8 protein-coding genes are annotated in these 15,565 nt (G+C 71.9%); 5 read left to right on the forward strand and 3 right to left on the reverse strand.

Features of this window, described 5'->3' with window-relative positions; all coding sequences use genetic code 11:
* Window positions 1–581: 581 nt before the first annotated feature.
* The 3 genes from ACX9TP_RS03475 to ACX9TP_RS03485 all read left to right on the forward strand — a co-directional run bounded on the left by ACX9TP_RS03475 (window position 582) and on the right by ACX9TP_RS03485 (window position 8,159).
* A complete protein-coding gene (locus ACX9TP_RS03475) occupies window positions 582–5,312 on the forward strand; it encodes a DNA topoisomerase 3 (RefSeq protein ID WP_482978269.1) in 4,731 nt (1,576 codons plus the stop codon).
* Between the two features lie 189 nt (window positions 5,313–5,501).
* Window positions 5,502–6,896 carry an MBL fold metallo-hydrolase gene (locus ACX9TP_RS03480; protein WP_482978270.1) on the forward strand — a complete coding sequence of 465 codons (1,395 nt, stop codon included), beginning with the start codon at window positions 5,502–5,504 and terminating at the stop codon, window positions 6,894–6,896.
* Between the two features lie 450 nt (window positions 6,897–7,346).
* Window positions 7,347–8,159 (forward strand): M57 family metalloprotease, encoded by an 813-nt coding sequence (locus ACX9TP_RS03485; RefSeq protein ID WP_482978271.1) that lies wholly within the window; start codon window positions 7,347–7,349, stop codon window positions 8,157–8,159.
* Window positions 8,160–8,302: 143 nt separating this feature from the next.
* On the opposite strand, the gene ACX9TP_RS03490 is transcribed toward ACX9TP_RS03485, so the two are convergent.
* The 3 genes from ACX9TP_RS03490 to ACX9TP_RS03500 form a co-directional block, all read right to left on the reverse strand.
* Window positions 8,303–8,683, reverse strand: a complete 381-nt coding sequence (locus tag ACX9TP_RS03490; protein WP_482978272.1) for a DUF5335 family protein — start codon at window positions 8,681–8,683, stop codon at window positions 8,303–8,305.
* 141 nt (window positions 8,684–8,824) lie between these two features.
* Complete coding sequence (locus tag ACX9TP_RS03495) at window positions 8,825–9,970, reverse strand: AAA family ATPase (RefSeq protein WP_482978273.1); 1,146 nt, start codon at window positions 9,968–9,970, stop codon at window positions 8,825–8,827.
* 297 nt (window positions 9,971–10,267) lie between these two features.
* Window positions 10,268–11,200 (reverse strand): DUF4382 domain-containing protein, encoded by a 933-nt coding sequence (locus ACX9TP_RS03500; RefSeq protein ID WP_482978274.1) that lies wholly within the window; start codon window positions 11,198–11,200, stop codon window positions 10,268–10,270.
* A gap of 221 nt (window positions 11,201–11,421) precedes the next feature.
* Here ACX9TP_RS03500 and ACX9TP_RS03505 point away from each other — a divergent pair, with 221 nt between their 5' ends.
* Window positions 11,422–13,536 carry an IPT/TIG domain-containing protein gene (locus ACX9TP_RS03505; RefSeq protein WP_482978275.1) on the forward strand — a complete coding sequence of 705 codons (2,115 nt, stop codon included), beginning with the start codon at window positions 11,422–11,424 and terminating at the stop codon, window positions 13,534–13,536.
* A 123-nt stretch (window positions 13,537–13,659) separates the two neighbouring features.
* Window positions 13,660–15,522, forward strand: coding sequence for a malto-oligosyltrehalose trehalohydrolase (treZ, locus tag ACX9TP_RS03510; protein WP_482978276.1), 1,863 nt, complete (start codon window positions 13,660–13,662; stop codon window positions 15,520–15,522).
* The last annotated feature ends 43 nt before the right edge of the window (window positions 15,523–15,565 follow it).

Below are 15,565 nucleotides of genomic sequence, written 5' to 3' on the forward strand. Positions count from 1 at the left end.
CCAGTGCCGGTACCGCGATTCCCCCTGTCTCCCCCTCGACCGCCCTCTGCCACTCCACCCAGGACTGACGCCCTGGCCTGCGAATCGTGGCCCCTGTGTCTCCGCGCGACATGCCACCGGGCCTCATGCTTCCCCCCGGAATCCCCTGGCCCGACTCATGCGCGACGTGTGACATCTGCTTCCCCCCTACACCCATGGTGAAGCTGCTTCCCCCTGTCGTCAGGCGCCGTTGGCGACTGGCAACAAGGGCATACTGACCCAGGCGCGGGGAGCAGTTTTCTTCTGCCGCGCCAAATGCTTGCGCGAAGGCGCCAGCGTGCGCGGACCCGCCACGCGAGGGCGGGAGGGCCCCGGGAGCTTTCCCATTTCCTCGGACCTGGAGCGTTGGGAACGGAGCGTGCGCGGAGGTGACACGGCCCGCGTGGATTTCCCTCGGCCGGCCGTGGAGCGGGCAGGCGTGACAGGTAGGGACAGCGGGGCTCGGGCATGTCAGCCTGTCGCGATAGGGGAGAGGGCTTCCGCGGCGCGCCAGGGGCTCTACCCGGGGCGTGGGCGGAGCGGGCGGGAGGGGACAGGGCTTCATGAGGTGGGAAGAGATGGGCGAGTCGCCCCGCGAGGACAGGCTCGGGAGCAATGACGGCGCGCCGAATCGCGCCGGAGGGCGGGGGTCCGTGCTGGCGGTGCTGGCGGAGAAGCCGGCCGTGGCGCGCGACATCGCCCGGGTGCTGGGCGCCAATGAGCGCGGGGACGGCTTCCTCAAGGGCAATGGCTACGTGGTGACGTGGGCCATCGGCCACCTGGTGGGGCTGGCGCAGCCGCACGAGATTCGCCCGGACTGGAAGAAGTGGAGCCGCGCGCTCCTGCCCATGCTGCCGGCGGAGTGGCCGCTCGTCGTCTCCAAGGAGACGCACACCCAGTTCGGGGTGGTGAAGCGCGTGCTCAACGCGCCGGAAGTCTCCGCCGTGGTGTGCGCCACGGACGCGGGCCGCGAGGGCGAGCTCATCTTCCGCTACATCTACGAGGCCGCCGGGTGCCGCAAGCCGGTGCGCCGGCTGTGGGTGTCCTCGCTGACGGAGCGGGCCATCCGCGACGGCTTCCAGAAGCTCGCGGACGGGCGGGACTACGAGCCGCTGGCCGCCGCCGCCATGGGGCGCAGCCGGGCGGACTGGCTGGTGGGGATGAACCTGTCGCGCCTGTACACGCTGGCGCACGGCGGGCACGGGGAGATGCTGAGCGTGGGGCGCGTGCAGACGCCCACGCTGGCCATGGTGGTGGAGCGCGAACTGGCCATCCGCGACTTCGTCCCCCGCGACTACCTGGAGGTGGTGGCCACCTTCGTGCCGCGCTCGAAGGCCGTGCCCGTGGGGGCCATGTACCAGGGCACGTGGTTCCGCTCGGGGCCGGACGGCAGGCCCGTGGTGCCGCACGGCGAGTCCCCGCGCGAGGCCCGCCGCCTGGACGCGGATGGCAGGGAGGCCCAGGCCATCATCGACCGCGTGCGCAAGGGCAGCGCGGCGATTGAGTCCCTGGAGGCGGAGGAGAAGAAGATGCCGCCTCCGCTCCTCTACGACTTGACGGAGCTGCAGCGGCACGCCAACCGGCTCTACGGCTTCAGCGCGCAGCGCACGCTGGAGGTGGCGCAGGCGCTCTACGAGAAGCACAAGCTCCTGAGCTACCCGCGCACCGCCAGCCGGCACCTGTCGCGCACGGTGGCGGACACGCTGCCGGAGGTGGTGAACGCCATCCGCGCGCCCTTCGAGGAGGACCTGGCGCCGGGCACGGGCTCGCGGCCGCTCGGCAAGCGGTACGTGGACGACGCGAAGGTGACGGACCACCACGCCATCATCCCCACGCCCACGGCGCCGGACGGCGTGCGCCTGGCGCCGGACGAGCAGCGCATCTACGACCTGGTGTGCCGCCGGGTGCTCCAGGCCTGGCACGAGGACCACGTCTGGCGTGTCACCACGGTGATTACCGCGGTGACGTCCGGGGACGCGGCGGCGCGGGTGGTGGACCGCTTCCAGAGCACCGGCACGCAGGTGGAGCGGGTGGGCTGGAAGGTGCTGGACATCGGCGGCGGGCAGAAGGCGCCGCGTCCGAAGGCGGAGGGGAAGAAGGGCGAGGACGAGGAGCGCGAGCCGGACGACGAGCCGCAGTCGCTGCCCACCGGGCTGGAGCGCGGGCAGCCGCAGACGGTGGAGGACGCGGAGGCGGTGAAGAAGCGCACGCGCCCGCCGCCGCGCTTCTCGGACGCGTCGCTGCTCACCGCCATGGAGACGGCGGGCAAGGCGCTCGACGAGAAGGAGCTGGCGGACGCGATGCGCGAGACGGGCCTGGGCACGCCGGCCACGCGCGCGGCCATCATCGAGGTGCTGCTGGACCGCGAGTACCTGCGCCGCAAGGGCAAGGTGATGGAGGCCACGGAGAAGGGCATCCACCTCATCCAGGTGGTCCACCCGCACGTGAAGTCGCCCGCCATGACGGGGCAGTGGGAGGCGTGGCTCCAGCGGATTGAAAGCGGCGAGGGGCAGCTGGACGAGTTCCTCCGCGGCATCGAGAAGTACGTCATCGACGTGGTGGGGCAGGGGCCCACGAGCCCGGCCGGCGCGCCGCCGCGCTCCTTCCAGGCGCCCATGGGCGAGGGGCGTCCGGCCGCTCCCGGCGCGCGCACACTCGAAACGCAGCCCTCGTTCCAGGGAGCGGGCTCACAGCGGCCGGCCGTCCAGCGCTCCCTCCAGGACGCGCCCTCGCCGGGGTTCTCCGCGTCCGGCCCGCTCTCTCCGGGGCCTTCGCTGGGGAGCCAGGGCGGTCCGCGCCGTGTCGTCTCGAATGCGTTCTCCGACGCCTCGGTCCCTGCGTCCATGGCCCCGCTCCACGGCGGCATGGCCGTGGACCCGACGAGCTCCCGGGCCTGGCGCGGCCCCGAACCCGAGGCCTCCTCGTGGAACGCGGGCCCGGCGGGTGGCAGGACGCCCTCGCGCCGGAGTGCCGCCCCCACCGCGCCGCCGTCCGCGCAGCGGCCCGCGCGGGTGCCTCGCGCGCCCACGCCCCCGGACCAGCTCCGCCCGCTGCTGAAGCAGGCCTTCGGCTTCTCCGAGTTCCGCCCCTACCAGGAGGCCGTCTGCCGCGCGGCCACGGCGGGGGAGGACCTGCTGCTCGTCATGCCCACCGGCGCGGGCAAGTCGCTCTGCTACCAGCTCCCGGGCCTGGCGCGCGCGGGCACCACGCTCGTCGTCAGCCCGCTCATCGCGCTCATGGAGGACCAGGTGGCGCGGCTCCAGTCGCTCGGCTTCGCGGCGGACCGCATCCACTCCGGGCGGGACAGGGCCACGTCCCGCCAGGTGTGCGCGGACTACCTGGAGGAGCGGCTCGACTTCCTCTTCATCGCGCCCGAGCGGCTCGGCGTGCCCGGCTTCGTGGAGTTCCTCGCGCGCCGCACCCCCGCCCTCATCGCCATCGACGAGGCCCACTGCATCTCCCAGTGGGGTCACGACTTCCGCCCGGACTACCGCCTGCTCGGCGCGCGGCTGCCGCTGCTGCGGCCCGCGCCCGTGGTGGCCCTCACCGCCACCGCCACGCCGGACGTGCAGCGCGACATCGTCCAGCAGCTCGGGCTGCACGGGGCCGGAGGCAAGGCGCGCACCTTCATCCACGGCTTCCGCCGCACCAATATCGCCATTGAAGTGCGCGAGCTGAACCCCGGCGCGCGCGGTGACGCCATCCACTCGCTCCTGCAGGACGAGGAGAACCGGCCCGCCATCGTCTACGCGGCCACGCGCAAGCACGCCGAGCAGCTCGCGGACACGCTCGCGGGCGAGTTCCCCGCCGCCGCGTACCACGCGGGCCTCCAGCCCGCCGAGCGAGACCGCGTGCAGGCCGAGTTCCTCAAGGGCGCGCTGGAGGTCATCGTGGCCACCACCGCGTTCGGCATGGGCATCGACAAGCCGGACGTGCGCACCGTCATCCACGCCGCGCTGCCGGCGAGCCTGGAGGGCTACTACCAGGAGCTGGGCCGCGCGGGCCGCGACGGCAAGCCGTCTCGTGCGGTGCTGCTGCACTCGTACATCGACCGGCGCACGCACGAGTTCTTCCACCGCCGCGACTACCCGGAGCCCCGCGTCCTGGAGCGGCTGTTCCAGTCCACGGGCACGCAGCTGGAGCCGAAGGTGGTGCTCCAGGGACGCGTGCGCGGAGACCCGGAGGTGTTCGACAAGGCGCTGGAGCAGCTGTGGATTCACGGCGGCGTGGTGATGACGCCGGAGGAGACGGTGGCGCGCGGGCGGCCGGGGTGGATGGCCTCGTACACCTCGCAGCGCGAGCGCAAGCTGCTGCACCTGGAGCAGATGGGGCGCTACGCGGAGGCCCACGGCTGCCGCATGAAGCAGCTGGTGGCCCACTTCGGTGACGTGCAGGACTCCGGCGAGGCGTGCGGCCTGTGCGACGTCTGCGCGCCCGAGACGTGCGCCACGCTGCGCTTCGTGGAGCCCACCCGCGAGGAGTGCCACTGGCTGGAGCGCATCCTCGAGTCGCTGCACGAGCGCGACGGGCAGGCCATGGGTCGGCTCCACCGCGAGCTGTTCGGCGAGGCCCTCCCGCGCCGCGACTTCGAGCGGCTGGCGGGCGGCCTGGTGCGCGCGGGGCTGGCGCGGCTGGACGTGGACTCTTTCGACAAGGACGGGCAGGTCATCAACTTCCAGCGCCTGTCCCTGACGGACGAGGGCCGGCGCACCCGCGCGGTGGACCCCGGCCAGGTGTTCCTCCCGCTCCCGCTGGAGAAGGCGACGAAGAAGAAGCGCCGCAAGGCGGAGGCGTCGGGCACCGGGACGAAGCGCCCCTCACGCAAGCGCGCCTCACGCGCGGCGGGGGAGGCGGGCCCGGAGCGCTCCTCGCGCTCGCGTGGCGCGGCGCCGGACGCGGGGGACGAGGCCCGGCCGAAGCACTGGCGCGCCAATGCCCCGGCGGGAGGCTCGGAGGGCCGCTCCACCTGGAATGCGTCCCGCGGCGCGCGCCCGGACATCGTCTATGACGACGCGCCGGCCCCCGCGTCGCGCGGGCGGCGCGCCGTGCTGAGCGACGCGGACGGGGCGGAGGCATCTCCGGCGCTGGTGGAGTCGCTCAAGGCCTGGCGGCTCGCGGAGGCGCGCAAGCGCCGGGTGCCCGCGTTCCGCATCCTCACGGACAAGGTGCTGGGCGCCATCGCCGTGGCCCGGCCGGAGAACGGCCGGGAGCTCATGGCCATCCACGGCGTGGGCCCCGCCCTCACCGAGCGCTACGGCACGGAAATCCTCTCCCTCGTCTCGCGCCGGCGCTGAGGGCTCGGGGCCGGGTGTCACCGGCCCGGCGTGTCGTCGCGCAGCGCCGGGCCCCGTCCCCGTCCTGGAGCGGCCAGCCAGGCAGGAAATCCTTTTCCCTGCACGTCAGGGCACTGTGCCTCCATGTGGGCGGGCTTCACCTTTCGGCCCATCCAGCGCGGGGGCGCGCGGGCGAGGGGGAAGCGCGAGATGGAACTGGGTTTCGAGACCATTGGGAATGCCACACTCATCTGCCACGACGAAGGTCCGGTGTTGGTGACGGACCCCTGGACGGACGGCGGGGCGTACTTCGGGAGCTGGACGCTGTCGCACGAAGTCCCGGAGGCCCAGCGCGACGCCATCCAGAAGTGCCAGTACGTGTGGCTGTCCCATGGCCACCCCGACCACCTGAGCGCGGAGTCGCTGGAGAAGCTGCGCAAGGCCACGCTGCTGGTGCCCAACCACTTCGGCAACCGCATCCGCGATGACCTGCGCGGCCAGGGCTTCAACGTCCACGTGTTGACGGACCGGGTATGGACGCAGCTGTCCCCGCGCATCCGCGTCATGTGCCTGCCGGACATGAACCAGGACGCGGTGCTGCTGGTGGACGTGGGCGGGCGGCTCGTCATCAACCTCAACGACGCGGGAGACCGCGGCTGGGGCCGCTACGTGCGGAGCATCGTCCGGGGCTACAAGGAGTCGTACCTCCTGGCCCTGTCCGGCTACGGCGACGCGGACATGATCAACTACTTCACCGAGGATGGGCAGCGCATCGCCCCGTACGCCGCGGCCAGGAACCCGGTGGGCCGCACCATCGCCCGCCAGGCCGAGTTCTACGGCGCCCGCTACTTCGTGCCCTTCAGCTCCATGCACAAGTACCAACGCGCCGACAGCGTCTGGGCCTCCGAGTACACCACCACGCTGGAGGACTACGCCCGCGGCTTCGAGTCCCAGTCCTGCGCGCTCTTGCCGGCCTTCATCCGTCAGGACTTCCTCCAGGACAGCACCGAGCTCATCCGCCCGAAGGAGCGCGCCCTGCGCCCGGTGGACCCGAAGGAGTTCGGCGACGACTGGAGCGAATTGCTGGAGGCCGACGAGGCCAGGGCGCTGCGCGAGTACTTCGGCTCCATCGAGCACCTGGGCACCGCGCTGGACTTCCTCCGCTTCCGCGTGGGCGGGCAGGACCACGTCATCGAGTTCCACACGCGCCGCTTCCGTCGCGGCATCACCTTCGAGGCGCCGCGCAACTCGCTGATGACGGCCGTGCGCTACCAGGTCTTCGATGACTTGCTCATCGGCAACTTCATGAAGACCACCCTGCACGGCGACTTCGGCGAGGGGCGGCTGTACCCGGACTTCAGCCCCTACGTGGCCAAGTACGCGGACAACGGCCGCGCGCGCACGCGCAACGAGCTGAAGACGTACTTCGCCGACTACCGCAACAGGGACCCGGTGGGCTTCCTGCGCGCCAAGGTGGAGGCCCACTGCGTGCGGCCCCTGCAGACGCAGTCCGCCGAGCTGCTGCGCACCCTGCTGCCCGCCGACTCCGCCGCCTTCCGCGCCGCGAAGGAGACCTTCTGGAAGGTGCGCCGCGCGATTTTGTAGCACCTCAAAGCAACTGCTGGCGCGGTGCGCCGATATTGCATATGTCCGGGCGCACTGCGTCGGCGGATTTGACGCAGCCTGTCTGTGTGGATACCGTGAGTCACCCACACTGCGCGCGTGAGTGCGTCGTGCTCCCAGCTGGCGGGGAGCTGCGACCTCCGGGCGGGTGACCGGTAACACTACAACACCGTCCTCTTTCCATACGCTCATCCGCGCGAGGCGATTTCCCTACGCCTGCGCTGACTTATGCTCCGAGTTGTCACTTGTTTTTACATTCGCGGCTTGAGAGCCTGGAGTGCAGATAGTCCAGGTTAAGCCGCGATTTCGGTTTTCACCCTCTGAGTGAGATGTGGCCCGTCAATTGCTGATGGGTCGGCGCGCACCGGGTCGCGGCTGGTGGAAGCCAGGCGGACGGTGCGTCCCCCGCAGTAGTTTTCAGAGGAACCCCCGATGCTCAAGTTCCGTAACTTTGCGCTGATGGCTGGTGTTGCCCTTCTCGGTACCGCGTGCGGTGGCCCCGAGGCCTCCGAGACGCAGGCCCCCACGATGTCGTGGGAGGAGTTCCAGGCGAACGCCTACCAGGATGAAGAGGGCAAGTTCGTCATCGACGGCGACATGGCCTTCGATTCGAAGGAAGAGCTGAAGGCCTTCTACGACGAGAACATCGCCAACGAGACCGGCAGCAGCGCCGGTGGCCTGGCGGTGTACTACCTCAGCGGCCGTGACGTGAAGTGGACCGCCACGCAGGCCCGCAACCTGACCTACTGCGTGAGCAGCAGCAGCTTCGGCAGCCGCTACAGCACCATGGTCAGCGCGATGAACAGCGCGACGGCGGCCTGGGAGGCCACCGCGAACGTGAACTTCATCCACAGCACCAGCTACGACAGCAACTGCACCGCGTCCCAGACGGGCGTGCTGTTCGACGTGCGCCAGACGAGCACCACGTCCTACGTGGCGCGCGCGTTCTTCCCGAACTCCGCTCGCTCGGGCCGCAACATCCTCGTGTCCACCAGCGCCTTCGGCGGTGGAGGCTCCTGGTCGCTGACGGGCGTGCTGCGTCACGAGCTGGGCCACGTGCTCGGCCTCCGTCACGAGCACACCCGCTCCACGGCGAGCGGCTGCTACGAGGACGCCAACTGGCGCGCGCTGACCTCGTATGACCGCGCCTCGGTCATGCACTACCCCCAGTGCAACGGCACCCAGACGGGCGACCTCGTCCTGACCAGCCTGGACAAGACCGGCGCCCGCGCGCTGTACCCGTAATCAAGCGGCGCACGGCTGACGCACCCGCCACGGCGTGAGCCGGGGCGGGCCGCTCAGGGCCGGAAAGGCCGGGGGGTTCCTCTTCTCACGAGGGGGCGCCTTCCGGCCTTCGTCGTTTCCGGCGCGCGCGCGGGGCGGGTGCTTCACATCGGCGTGCTGGCGCCGAGCTCGTCGCCCGCGCTGGACTGCTCGAAGAAGATGAGCGTCTTCACGTGGTCGGCGCCTTCGATGTCCAGGCACTCCAGCTCGCCGCTCTCGCTCTCGTCCGCGTAGATGTGGTCCGGCGTGCTGATGCGGTGGGTGATTTCGTCCCCGGGCCGGCCGACGATGATTTCGACGGAGCCCTTGTCGCTGCCCTTCTCCTCGAGGGCAATCTCGATGAGCGGCAGGCGGCTGGCGAGCGGCTGCTCACCCAGCTCGGGGCTCTCCATCTCGATGCGGACCCAGTGGTCCTTCTCCAGGTTGCTCAGCAGGGCGAGGTAGTCGGCCCACCCCTCCCGGGGAATCTCTCGCGTGTGGTGCATGTGTGCAGCCCTCCGGCTTCCGTCTCTCTGAGGAAACCGTAAGGCGTGCGCGCTCGCGGTGAGCGGCGGGCCTGCCCTCCAGGTGTGGCAGGGAGGCCACCTCCACGCCCTCGCAGCGCCGGTCGGCGGCCCGCGGCGGGACTATTCCGCGAGCGCCCGCACCTCGTCGCCCGCCATCACCAGGCGGACGGTGCCGGCCGCATCCTGCCGGCCGAAGTGCTCGTACGCGGCGCCCTCCAGCAGCGGGGCCAGGGTGGTGCGCAGGCCGCGCGCGCCCGTCTCGCGCTTGAGGGCGCGCCCCACCACGTGCTCACGCACGGCGGGCTCCACCAGCAGGCGCAGGCCCTCCTGCTCGAACTCGCGCTCGTACGCGCGCAGCACGTTGTGCTGGAGGATGTCGCCCAGGGTGGCCGCGTCCAGCGGGGCGAAGGACACCAGCCGGTTGAAGCGGCCGATGAGCTCCGGGATGAAGCCGTAGCGGGCGAAGGCGGTGGTCTGCTCCAGCTGCTCCTGCGACACCTGCGAGGCGATGGCCTCCTGCTGGAAGGCGCGCGGCTCGCGGCCGAAGCCCAGCCGCTCCTCGCGCGCCATGCCCTCGGCGGTGGAGCGCAGCCCGCTGAAGGCGCCGCAGGCGATGAAGGTGAGGCAGGCCAGGTCCATGTTCTCCGGCTGCAGGCGGCTGGTGAAGCCGAAGTCCGCCGGGAAGTCCGCGCTGGAGGCGGACAGCAGATGGAGCAGGCTGCGCTGCACGCCGAAGCCGCTGACGTCCTTGGTGGTCTGCTGCCCGGCGAAGCGGCTGTCGGAGCGGCTGGTGGCGAGCTTGTCGAACTCGTCCATGCAGATGACGCCGCAGGCGGCCCACTCCGCGTCCTTGTCCGCCACCTCGTACAGGCGCGACAGCAGGGTGTTGACGTCGTCGCCCACGTAGCCCGTCTCGGAGAACTGGGTGGCGTCCGCCAGCACGGTGGGCACCGCGAGGATTTCGCGGAACAGCAGCTCCACGAGGAACGTCTTCCCGGAGCCGGTGGGCCCGAGGAACAGGCAGTTCTCCCGCAGGCCCGGCTCGGGGGCGAGCCCCTCCAGGTGGAGGCGGCGGATGCGGCGCAGGTGGCGGTAGGCGAGCACCGAGGCCGCGCGCCGCGCCTCGTCCTGACCGCGGTAGCCCAGGTCCGTCAGGCGCGCGTCGATTTCGCGCGGGGACAGCACCTCGAGGGCGGCGACGCGTGCGCGCACGTCGTCTCCGCGCGGGATGGACCGCGGCTCCAGGCCAGTGCGGGCGATGCTCATTCCAGGGGGCTCCAGGGCTCCGCGCTCTCGCGGAGGGCGCATCATCCCGGCGGAACGGCGCGGCCACAAGACACACGGGGCACGCGCGGCGCCTTCCCGACGTGGACCGCGCGCTCCCCTGGCCGCCCGCCTGCCGGGACGCCGGAGCCGGTCGGACCACCCCTGCGGGGGCGAATGGCGCGGGCCATGGCTGGCCGCGCCCTGTTCGCCCCGACGCACCTGGAGTGGCCAGGCCTGCGCCGGCTCACGCTGCCGTTGCCGCCGCACCGTGAGCCGGGAGTCCCCCTGACGCGCTGGCTAGAGCGCGACGGCGGACGTCAGCGTGAAGGCCGCGCGGGACTCCGCGCCGCCCGTCGCGGTGACGCTGGCGGGGTGGCCCGGGTCGGTGGTGAAGCCGAGCCCCTCGGGCCCCTCGATTTCCACCTGGAAGGCGCCGGGGATGAGGAACTTGAAGTTGGCCTCGAAGGTGCCGTCGCCGTTGTCGTCGGTGAAGGCCAGCGGCTCGCGGCTGCCCTCGGCGTTGACGAGCACCGCGTTGAAGGCGGACAGCTCCACCTTCGCGTCGCCCACCACCGGCAGGGTGACGCCGGCGCCTGTCTTCAGGCTCACCACGATGTTGGAGGAGAACTCCAGGTCCGCGCCCTTGATGACGGGGCTCATCACCCAGCGGTCCGAGCCGCCGGCCGCGCGCCCGAAGCTCTGCGCCACGTCGAAGTCCACGAGGATGACCTTCTGCTCCTGCTCGCTGGACACCGTCACGTCCGCGTCGTTGGCGAACTTCACCTTGAGGCCCGACGTGGACAGGCTGGGCATCTGCAGCTCGCCGTCCACCTCGACGCCGGAGGGGACCTCGGCGTAGTCGGACGTGGCGTAGACGCGGCTGACGCCGTCCTCGTTCACCTGCACGTACGCGCCGGTGATGACGAAGCGCAGCTCCCTGTACGTGCCTTGCGGTACTTCGGCGTCCTTCACCAGGTCGGCGGTGTCGTTGGCCAGGGTGAGCAGGTCCGTGGTGATGGGCTCGTCGCGCAGCACCACCTCGCCGGAGCCCTCCGCGCCACCGCCCTTGAGGTACACCTTGGAGATGGTGACTACGGCCTTCTCGAAGCCGTCGCCCGGCGCGTCCGTCAGCTTCACCGTGACGCGCGAGTTGTCGTCACCACAGGCGGCGAGCCCCAGCATGCTCACGGCGAACAGCAGGGAAGAGACCAGGTTGCGTCGAGTCTTCATGGAAGAAAGCTCCGAGAGGGACGGGAAGGGCACCGGCCTGGCCCACCCGCGATGTGTCGGGCGGAAGACCTGCCGGTGACGGGAACGGCCACCAACCGTCCGCTTCCTGCCGGTGCGCGCGACGTGGCCGTGGACTCTTCCAGGGAGTCTTCCCTGTCGACATGTCTCGCCACGTCTTCGGGCCTGTACGTCCTGCTCCTCATGGCACCTGGCACTGGAGGGTGCTGGCCCTCGCACTCGGTGTCCTCGCCGGCTGTACGGAGCAGCGCGATGCGCGGGTCGTCGAGTCCGGCTCCCCGCTGTGCGAGCAGGTGGGGAGCGCTTCGCTGGACGCGCTGTATGCGAATCACTTCGCGGCCAGCGCCACCACCGGCTGCGCGGCCTCCGGCTGTCACGGCACGGGCGCGGGCGGGCTGACCTTCACCCACGCGCAGCAGTTCTGGGCCGCGACGGTCAACGAGAGCGCGCGGCGACTGGTGGTGCCCGGTGCTCCCGAGCAGAGCCTGCTCTATACGAAGCTGCTGCCGGACGCGGCCAACCGCATGCCCGAGGGCGGGCCCTATCTCGATGATGCGGCCCTCGCGCAGGTGGCGGCCTGGATTTGCGCCGGGGCGCCCGCACCCTCCGACGCGGGCGTGCCGGAGCCGGTGCCGGGAGGCCCCGCGCTCACCCGCCTCGCGCCGGACTCGGTGGCGGTGGGCAGCGCCGGCGTGAGCGTGCAGTTGGAGGGCGCGCGCTTCGAGTCGGGCAGCCGCGTGGAGCTGGGCGGCGCGCCGCTGCCCACGCAGTTCGTCAGCGCCAGCCGCCTCACGGCGACGGTGGGCGCGGCCATCAACGCCTCGGCGGCCGAGCACCGCGTGCGCGTGGTGAATCCACCGGACGGCGGCGTCAGCGAGGAGCGCGTCTTCCGCGTGCTCAACCCCGCCCCCACGCTGGCGGCACTCGCCCCGGACTCGGTGGCCACGGGCGGCGCCGCGTTCGACGTCACGCTCTCGGGTGGCAACTTCACCGCCAGCTCCGTCGTCCTGCTGGACGGCACCGAGGTGGCCACCACGTGGGTGAGCGGTACGTCGCTGCGCGCGCGCATGCCGACCTTCGCCGGGCCTGGCGGCCACCAGGTCTCGGTGCGCAATCCCGCTCCCGGCGGTGGCACCAGCGCGGCGCGCACGCTCACCGCCGCGCTCGTCGACGGGCCCACCATCACCGGGCTCAGCCCCTCGCCCGGTGAGGCGGACCGGGCCTTCCGGCTCGCCGTCACCGGCTCCGGCTACGACTGCACGCCCACCCGGGCCACCGTGCTGTTCGCCGGCAGCGCGCTCACGCCCGCCACCTGCTCCGCCACCCGGCTGGAGGTGGACGTGCCCGCCACCGCCGCGGGAGACCCCGGCGTCCAGGTGCGCAATGCCGATGGAAAGCTGAGCGCCACGGTGACGCTTCCGCTCCTGGCCCCCAACCCCGTGCCCGCGCTCGCCAGCCTCACGCCCTCCGAGGCGAGCCAGGGCGGCACCGCGCTCACCCTCACCGTCACGGGCAGTGGCTTCGTCTCCGGCACCTCGCTGCGCTTCAACGGCGCGGCTCGGCCCACGAGCGTGCAGGGCGCGAGCGCGCTCAGCGCCAGCCTCACCTCGGCGGACCTCGCGGTGGCGGGGGACTTCCCCGTCACGGTGGTGAGCCCCGCGCCCGGCGGCGGCACCAGCAACGCGCTGTCCTTCGTCGTGGCACGCCCCAACCCGGTGCCGCGCGTCGACACCCTCTCGCCCTGCGGAATGGTGGCCGGCGGCGCGGGCTTCACCCTCACGCTGGACGGGCAGGACTTCAGCTCCGGCGCGAGCGTCACCTTCAACGGCACCCCCGTGAGTGTGTCCACGCGGAGCGCCACGCGCCTCACCGTGACGGTGCCCGCTGCACTGGTGGCGACGGCGCCCGCGTCCGGTGCCGTCTCCGTCGTCGTCACCAACCCGGCGCCCGGCGGTGGCGCCTCCGGACCGGCCTGGTTCGGGCTGGCCACGCGCGCCGTCACGCTGGCCACGCACGTGCAGCCCCTCTTCGAGAAGAACTGCAACTCCGGCTGCCACTCCAGCCCGTCCACGCCCGTCAACCTCACCCCGGGCCGGGCCTACGGCGAGCTGGTGGGGCAGGCGAGCAGCGGCTGTACCTCCAGGCTGCTGGTGAAGGCGTGCGGCCCGCTGCGTGGCCAGAGCGTGCTCATCGACAAGGTGCTGGCCACCAACAGCAGCCCCGCGTGCTCCGGCGCGCCCATGCCCAAGGGGCAGCCGCTCACCGCGACGGAGAAGCAGACGCTCATCGACTGGGTGGCGCAGGGCGCGCCTCCCTGAGTCCCGCGTCGGGTGCTCCACCGTCCTCCGGTGTCCATTCGGACGGGACGCCTGCCCAGCCGTGAACATCTCCGTCGGGCCCCTTCTCCAAACCTGGAGCTGGCGCATTACAGAAGCAGCCACATGGTTTCCGCGGACGACATCCGAACGACACGGCAGGCAGTGCCCCGGTTGGGGGCGTGGGTGGAGGGCAATGGAGTGCGGTGGCGCGTCTGGGCGCCCGGCCACCAGCGCCTGGAGGTGGTGATTCACGATGCGCGGGGGCAGCCCGGGCGCATCGTCCCGCTGGCGCAGGAGCCCGATGACTCCGGCGCCTGCTTCGGCGGCGTGCTGGAAGGCCACGGCGCCGGCACGCTCTACAAGCTGCGTGTGGACGGCGAGGGCCCCTTCCCGGACCCGTGGTCCCGCTCGCAGCCGCTCGGCGTGCACGGCCCGTCCGAGGTCGTCGTTCCGGACTTCGAGTGGACGGACGCGGGCTGGAAGGGCGTGGCGCCTGAAGCCCTCGTCATCTACGAGGTGCACGTCGGCACCGCCACGCCCGAAGGCACCTTCGAGGCCCTCATCTCCCGGCTGCCCGGCCTCAAGGATTTGGGCATCACCGCGCTGGAAATCATGCCGGTGGCCGCCTTCCCCGGCGTGCGCAACTGGGGCTACGACGGGGTGGACCTCTTCGCGCCCCTGCACGCGTACGGCGGCCCGGAGGGGCTGCGCCGGCTCATCGACGCCGCGCACGCGCGCGGGCTCGCGGTGCTCATCGACGCCGTCTACAACCACTTCGGGCCGGACGGGAACTACCTGCGCGCGTACTCGCCGCACTACTTCACCGGCCGCCACCACACGCCGTGGGGCGACGCGGTGAACTACGACAGCGAGGGCAGCGCGTACGTGCGCTCGCTGGTGCTCTCCAACGTGGAGATGTGGATTCGCGACTACCACGCGGACGGCCTGCGCCTGGACGCCGCGCACGCGATTGTCGACGAGGGCACCCCGCACCTGCTCACCGAAATCGCCGAGCGCGCCCGGGCCGTCGCGCCGGGCCGCCGGGTGCTCGTCATCGCCGAGGACGAGCGCAACGAGCGCAAGCTGATGCGCCCTCCGCCGGAAGGCCACGGGCTGGACGGCGTCTGGGCGGATGACTTCCACCACCAGATGCGGCGCGCCTTCGCGGGGGACAGCGAGGGCTACTACCAGGACTACACGGGCAGCACGGAGGACCTCGCGCGCACGCTGCGACAGGGCTGGTTCTACGAGGGCCAGGTGTCGAAGAACCTGGGCCACGCGCGCGGCACGAAGGCGGAAGGGCTGGAGCCCTGGCGCTTCGTCCACTGCATCCAGAACCATGACCAGGTGGGCAACCGCGCCCTGGGCGAGCGGCTGGGGCACGACGTGTCCCCCGCGGCCTTCCGCGCCATGAGCACGCTGCTCCTGACGTCGCCCTTCACGCCGCTGCTCTTCATGGGGCAGGAGTGGAACGCGAGCACGCCCTTCCTCTACTTCACCGACCACAACGAGGAGCTGGGCCGGCTCGTCACGGAGGGGCGCCGCAAGGAGTTCGCCGGCTTCACGCGCTTCGCCGGCGCCGAGGTGCCGGACCCGCAGGCGCCGGAGACCTTCAACCGCTCCAGGCTGGACTGGAGCGAGGCGGAGCGGCCGGAGCACGCGGGCGTGCGCGCGCTGTACCGCGAGCTGCTCCACCTGCGCGCGACGGAGCCCGCGCTGAAGGACGTCCGGGCGGGAGGCCATGACGCCCGCGCGCTCGGGCCGGACGCGCTGGTGCTGGAGCGGCGCGGAGGCGGGCAGGGCCTGCAAGTCGTCGTCTCCGTCCGCGGCACGCTGGAGCACCGCGTGCCCGCCGGTGCGGAAGTGGTGCTGTGGAGCGAGGCGCCGCGCTTCGGTGGAACCGTTGAAGCCGCGCCGCTGAAGGACGGCACGCTGCGGCTGAGCGGGCCCGCGGCGGCCGTCGTGCGCTTCACTCCGAAGGGCTAGCAGGACGCAAGGCGCTCCTCCGCGCGGGTACTGCCCGGGCGGG

The organism is Pyxidicoccus sp. M15 (genome assembly GCF_056858435.1).

Bases quoted from the DNA above. Each gene is read 5' to 3' on its own strand.
- ACX9TP_RS03475 (WP_482978269.1), top strand. From the start codon at position 582: ATGAGGTGGGAAGAGATGGGCGAGTCGCCCCGCGAGGACAGGCTCGGG.
- ACX9TP_RS03480 (WP_482978270.1), top strand. From the start codon at position 5,502: ATGGAACTGGGTTTCGAGACCATTGGGAATGCCACACTCATCTGCCAC.
- ACX9TP_RS03485 (WP_482978271.1), top strand. From the start codon at position 7,347: ATGCTCAAGTTCCGTAACTTTGCGCTGATGGCTGGTGTTGCCCTTCTC.
- ACX9TP_RS03490 (WP_482978272.1), bottom strand. From the start codon at position 8,683: ATGCACCACACGCGAGAGATTCCCCGGGAGGGGTGGGCCGACTACCTC.
- ACX9TP_RS03495 (WP_482978273.1), bottom strand. From the start codon at position 9,970: ATGAGCATCGCCCGCACTGGCCTGGAGCCGCGGTCCATCCCGCGCGGA.
- ACX9TP_RS03500 (WP_482978274.1), bottom strand. From the start codon at position 11,200: ATGAAGACTCGACGCAACCTGGTCTCTTCCCTGCTGTTCGCCGTGAGC.
- treZ (WP_482978276.1), top strand. From the start codon at position 13,660: ATGGTTTCCGCGGACGACATCCGAACGACACGGCAGGCAGTGCCCCGG.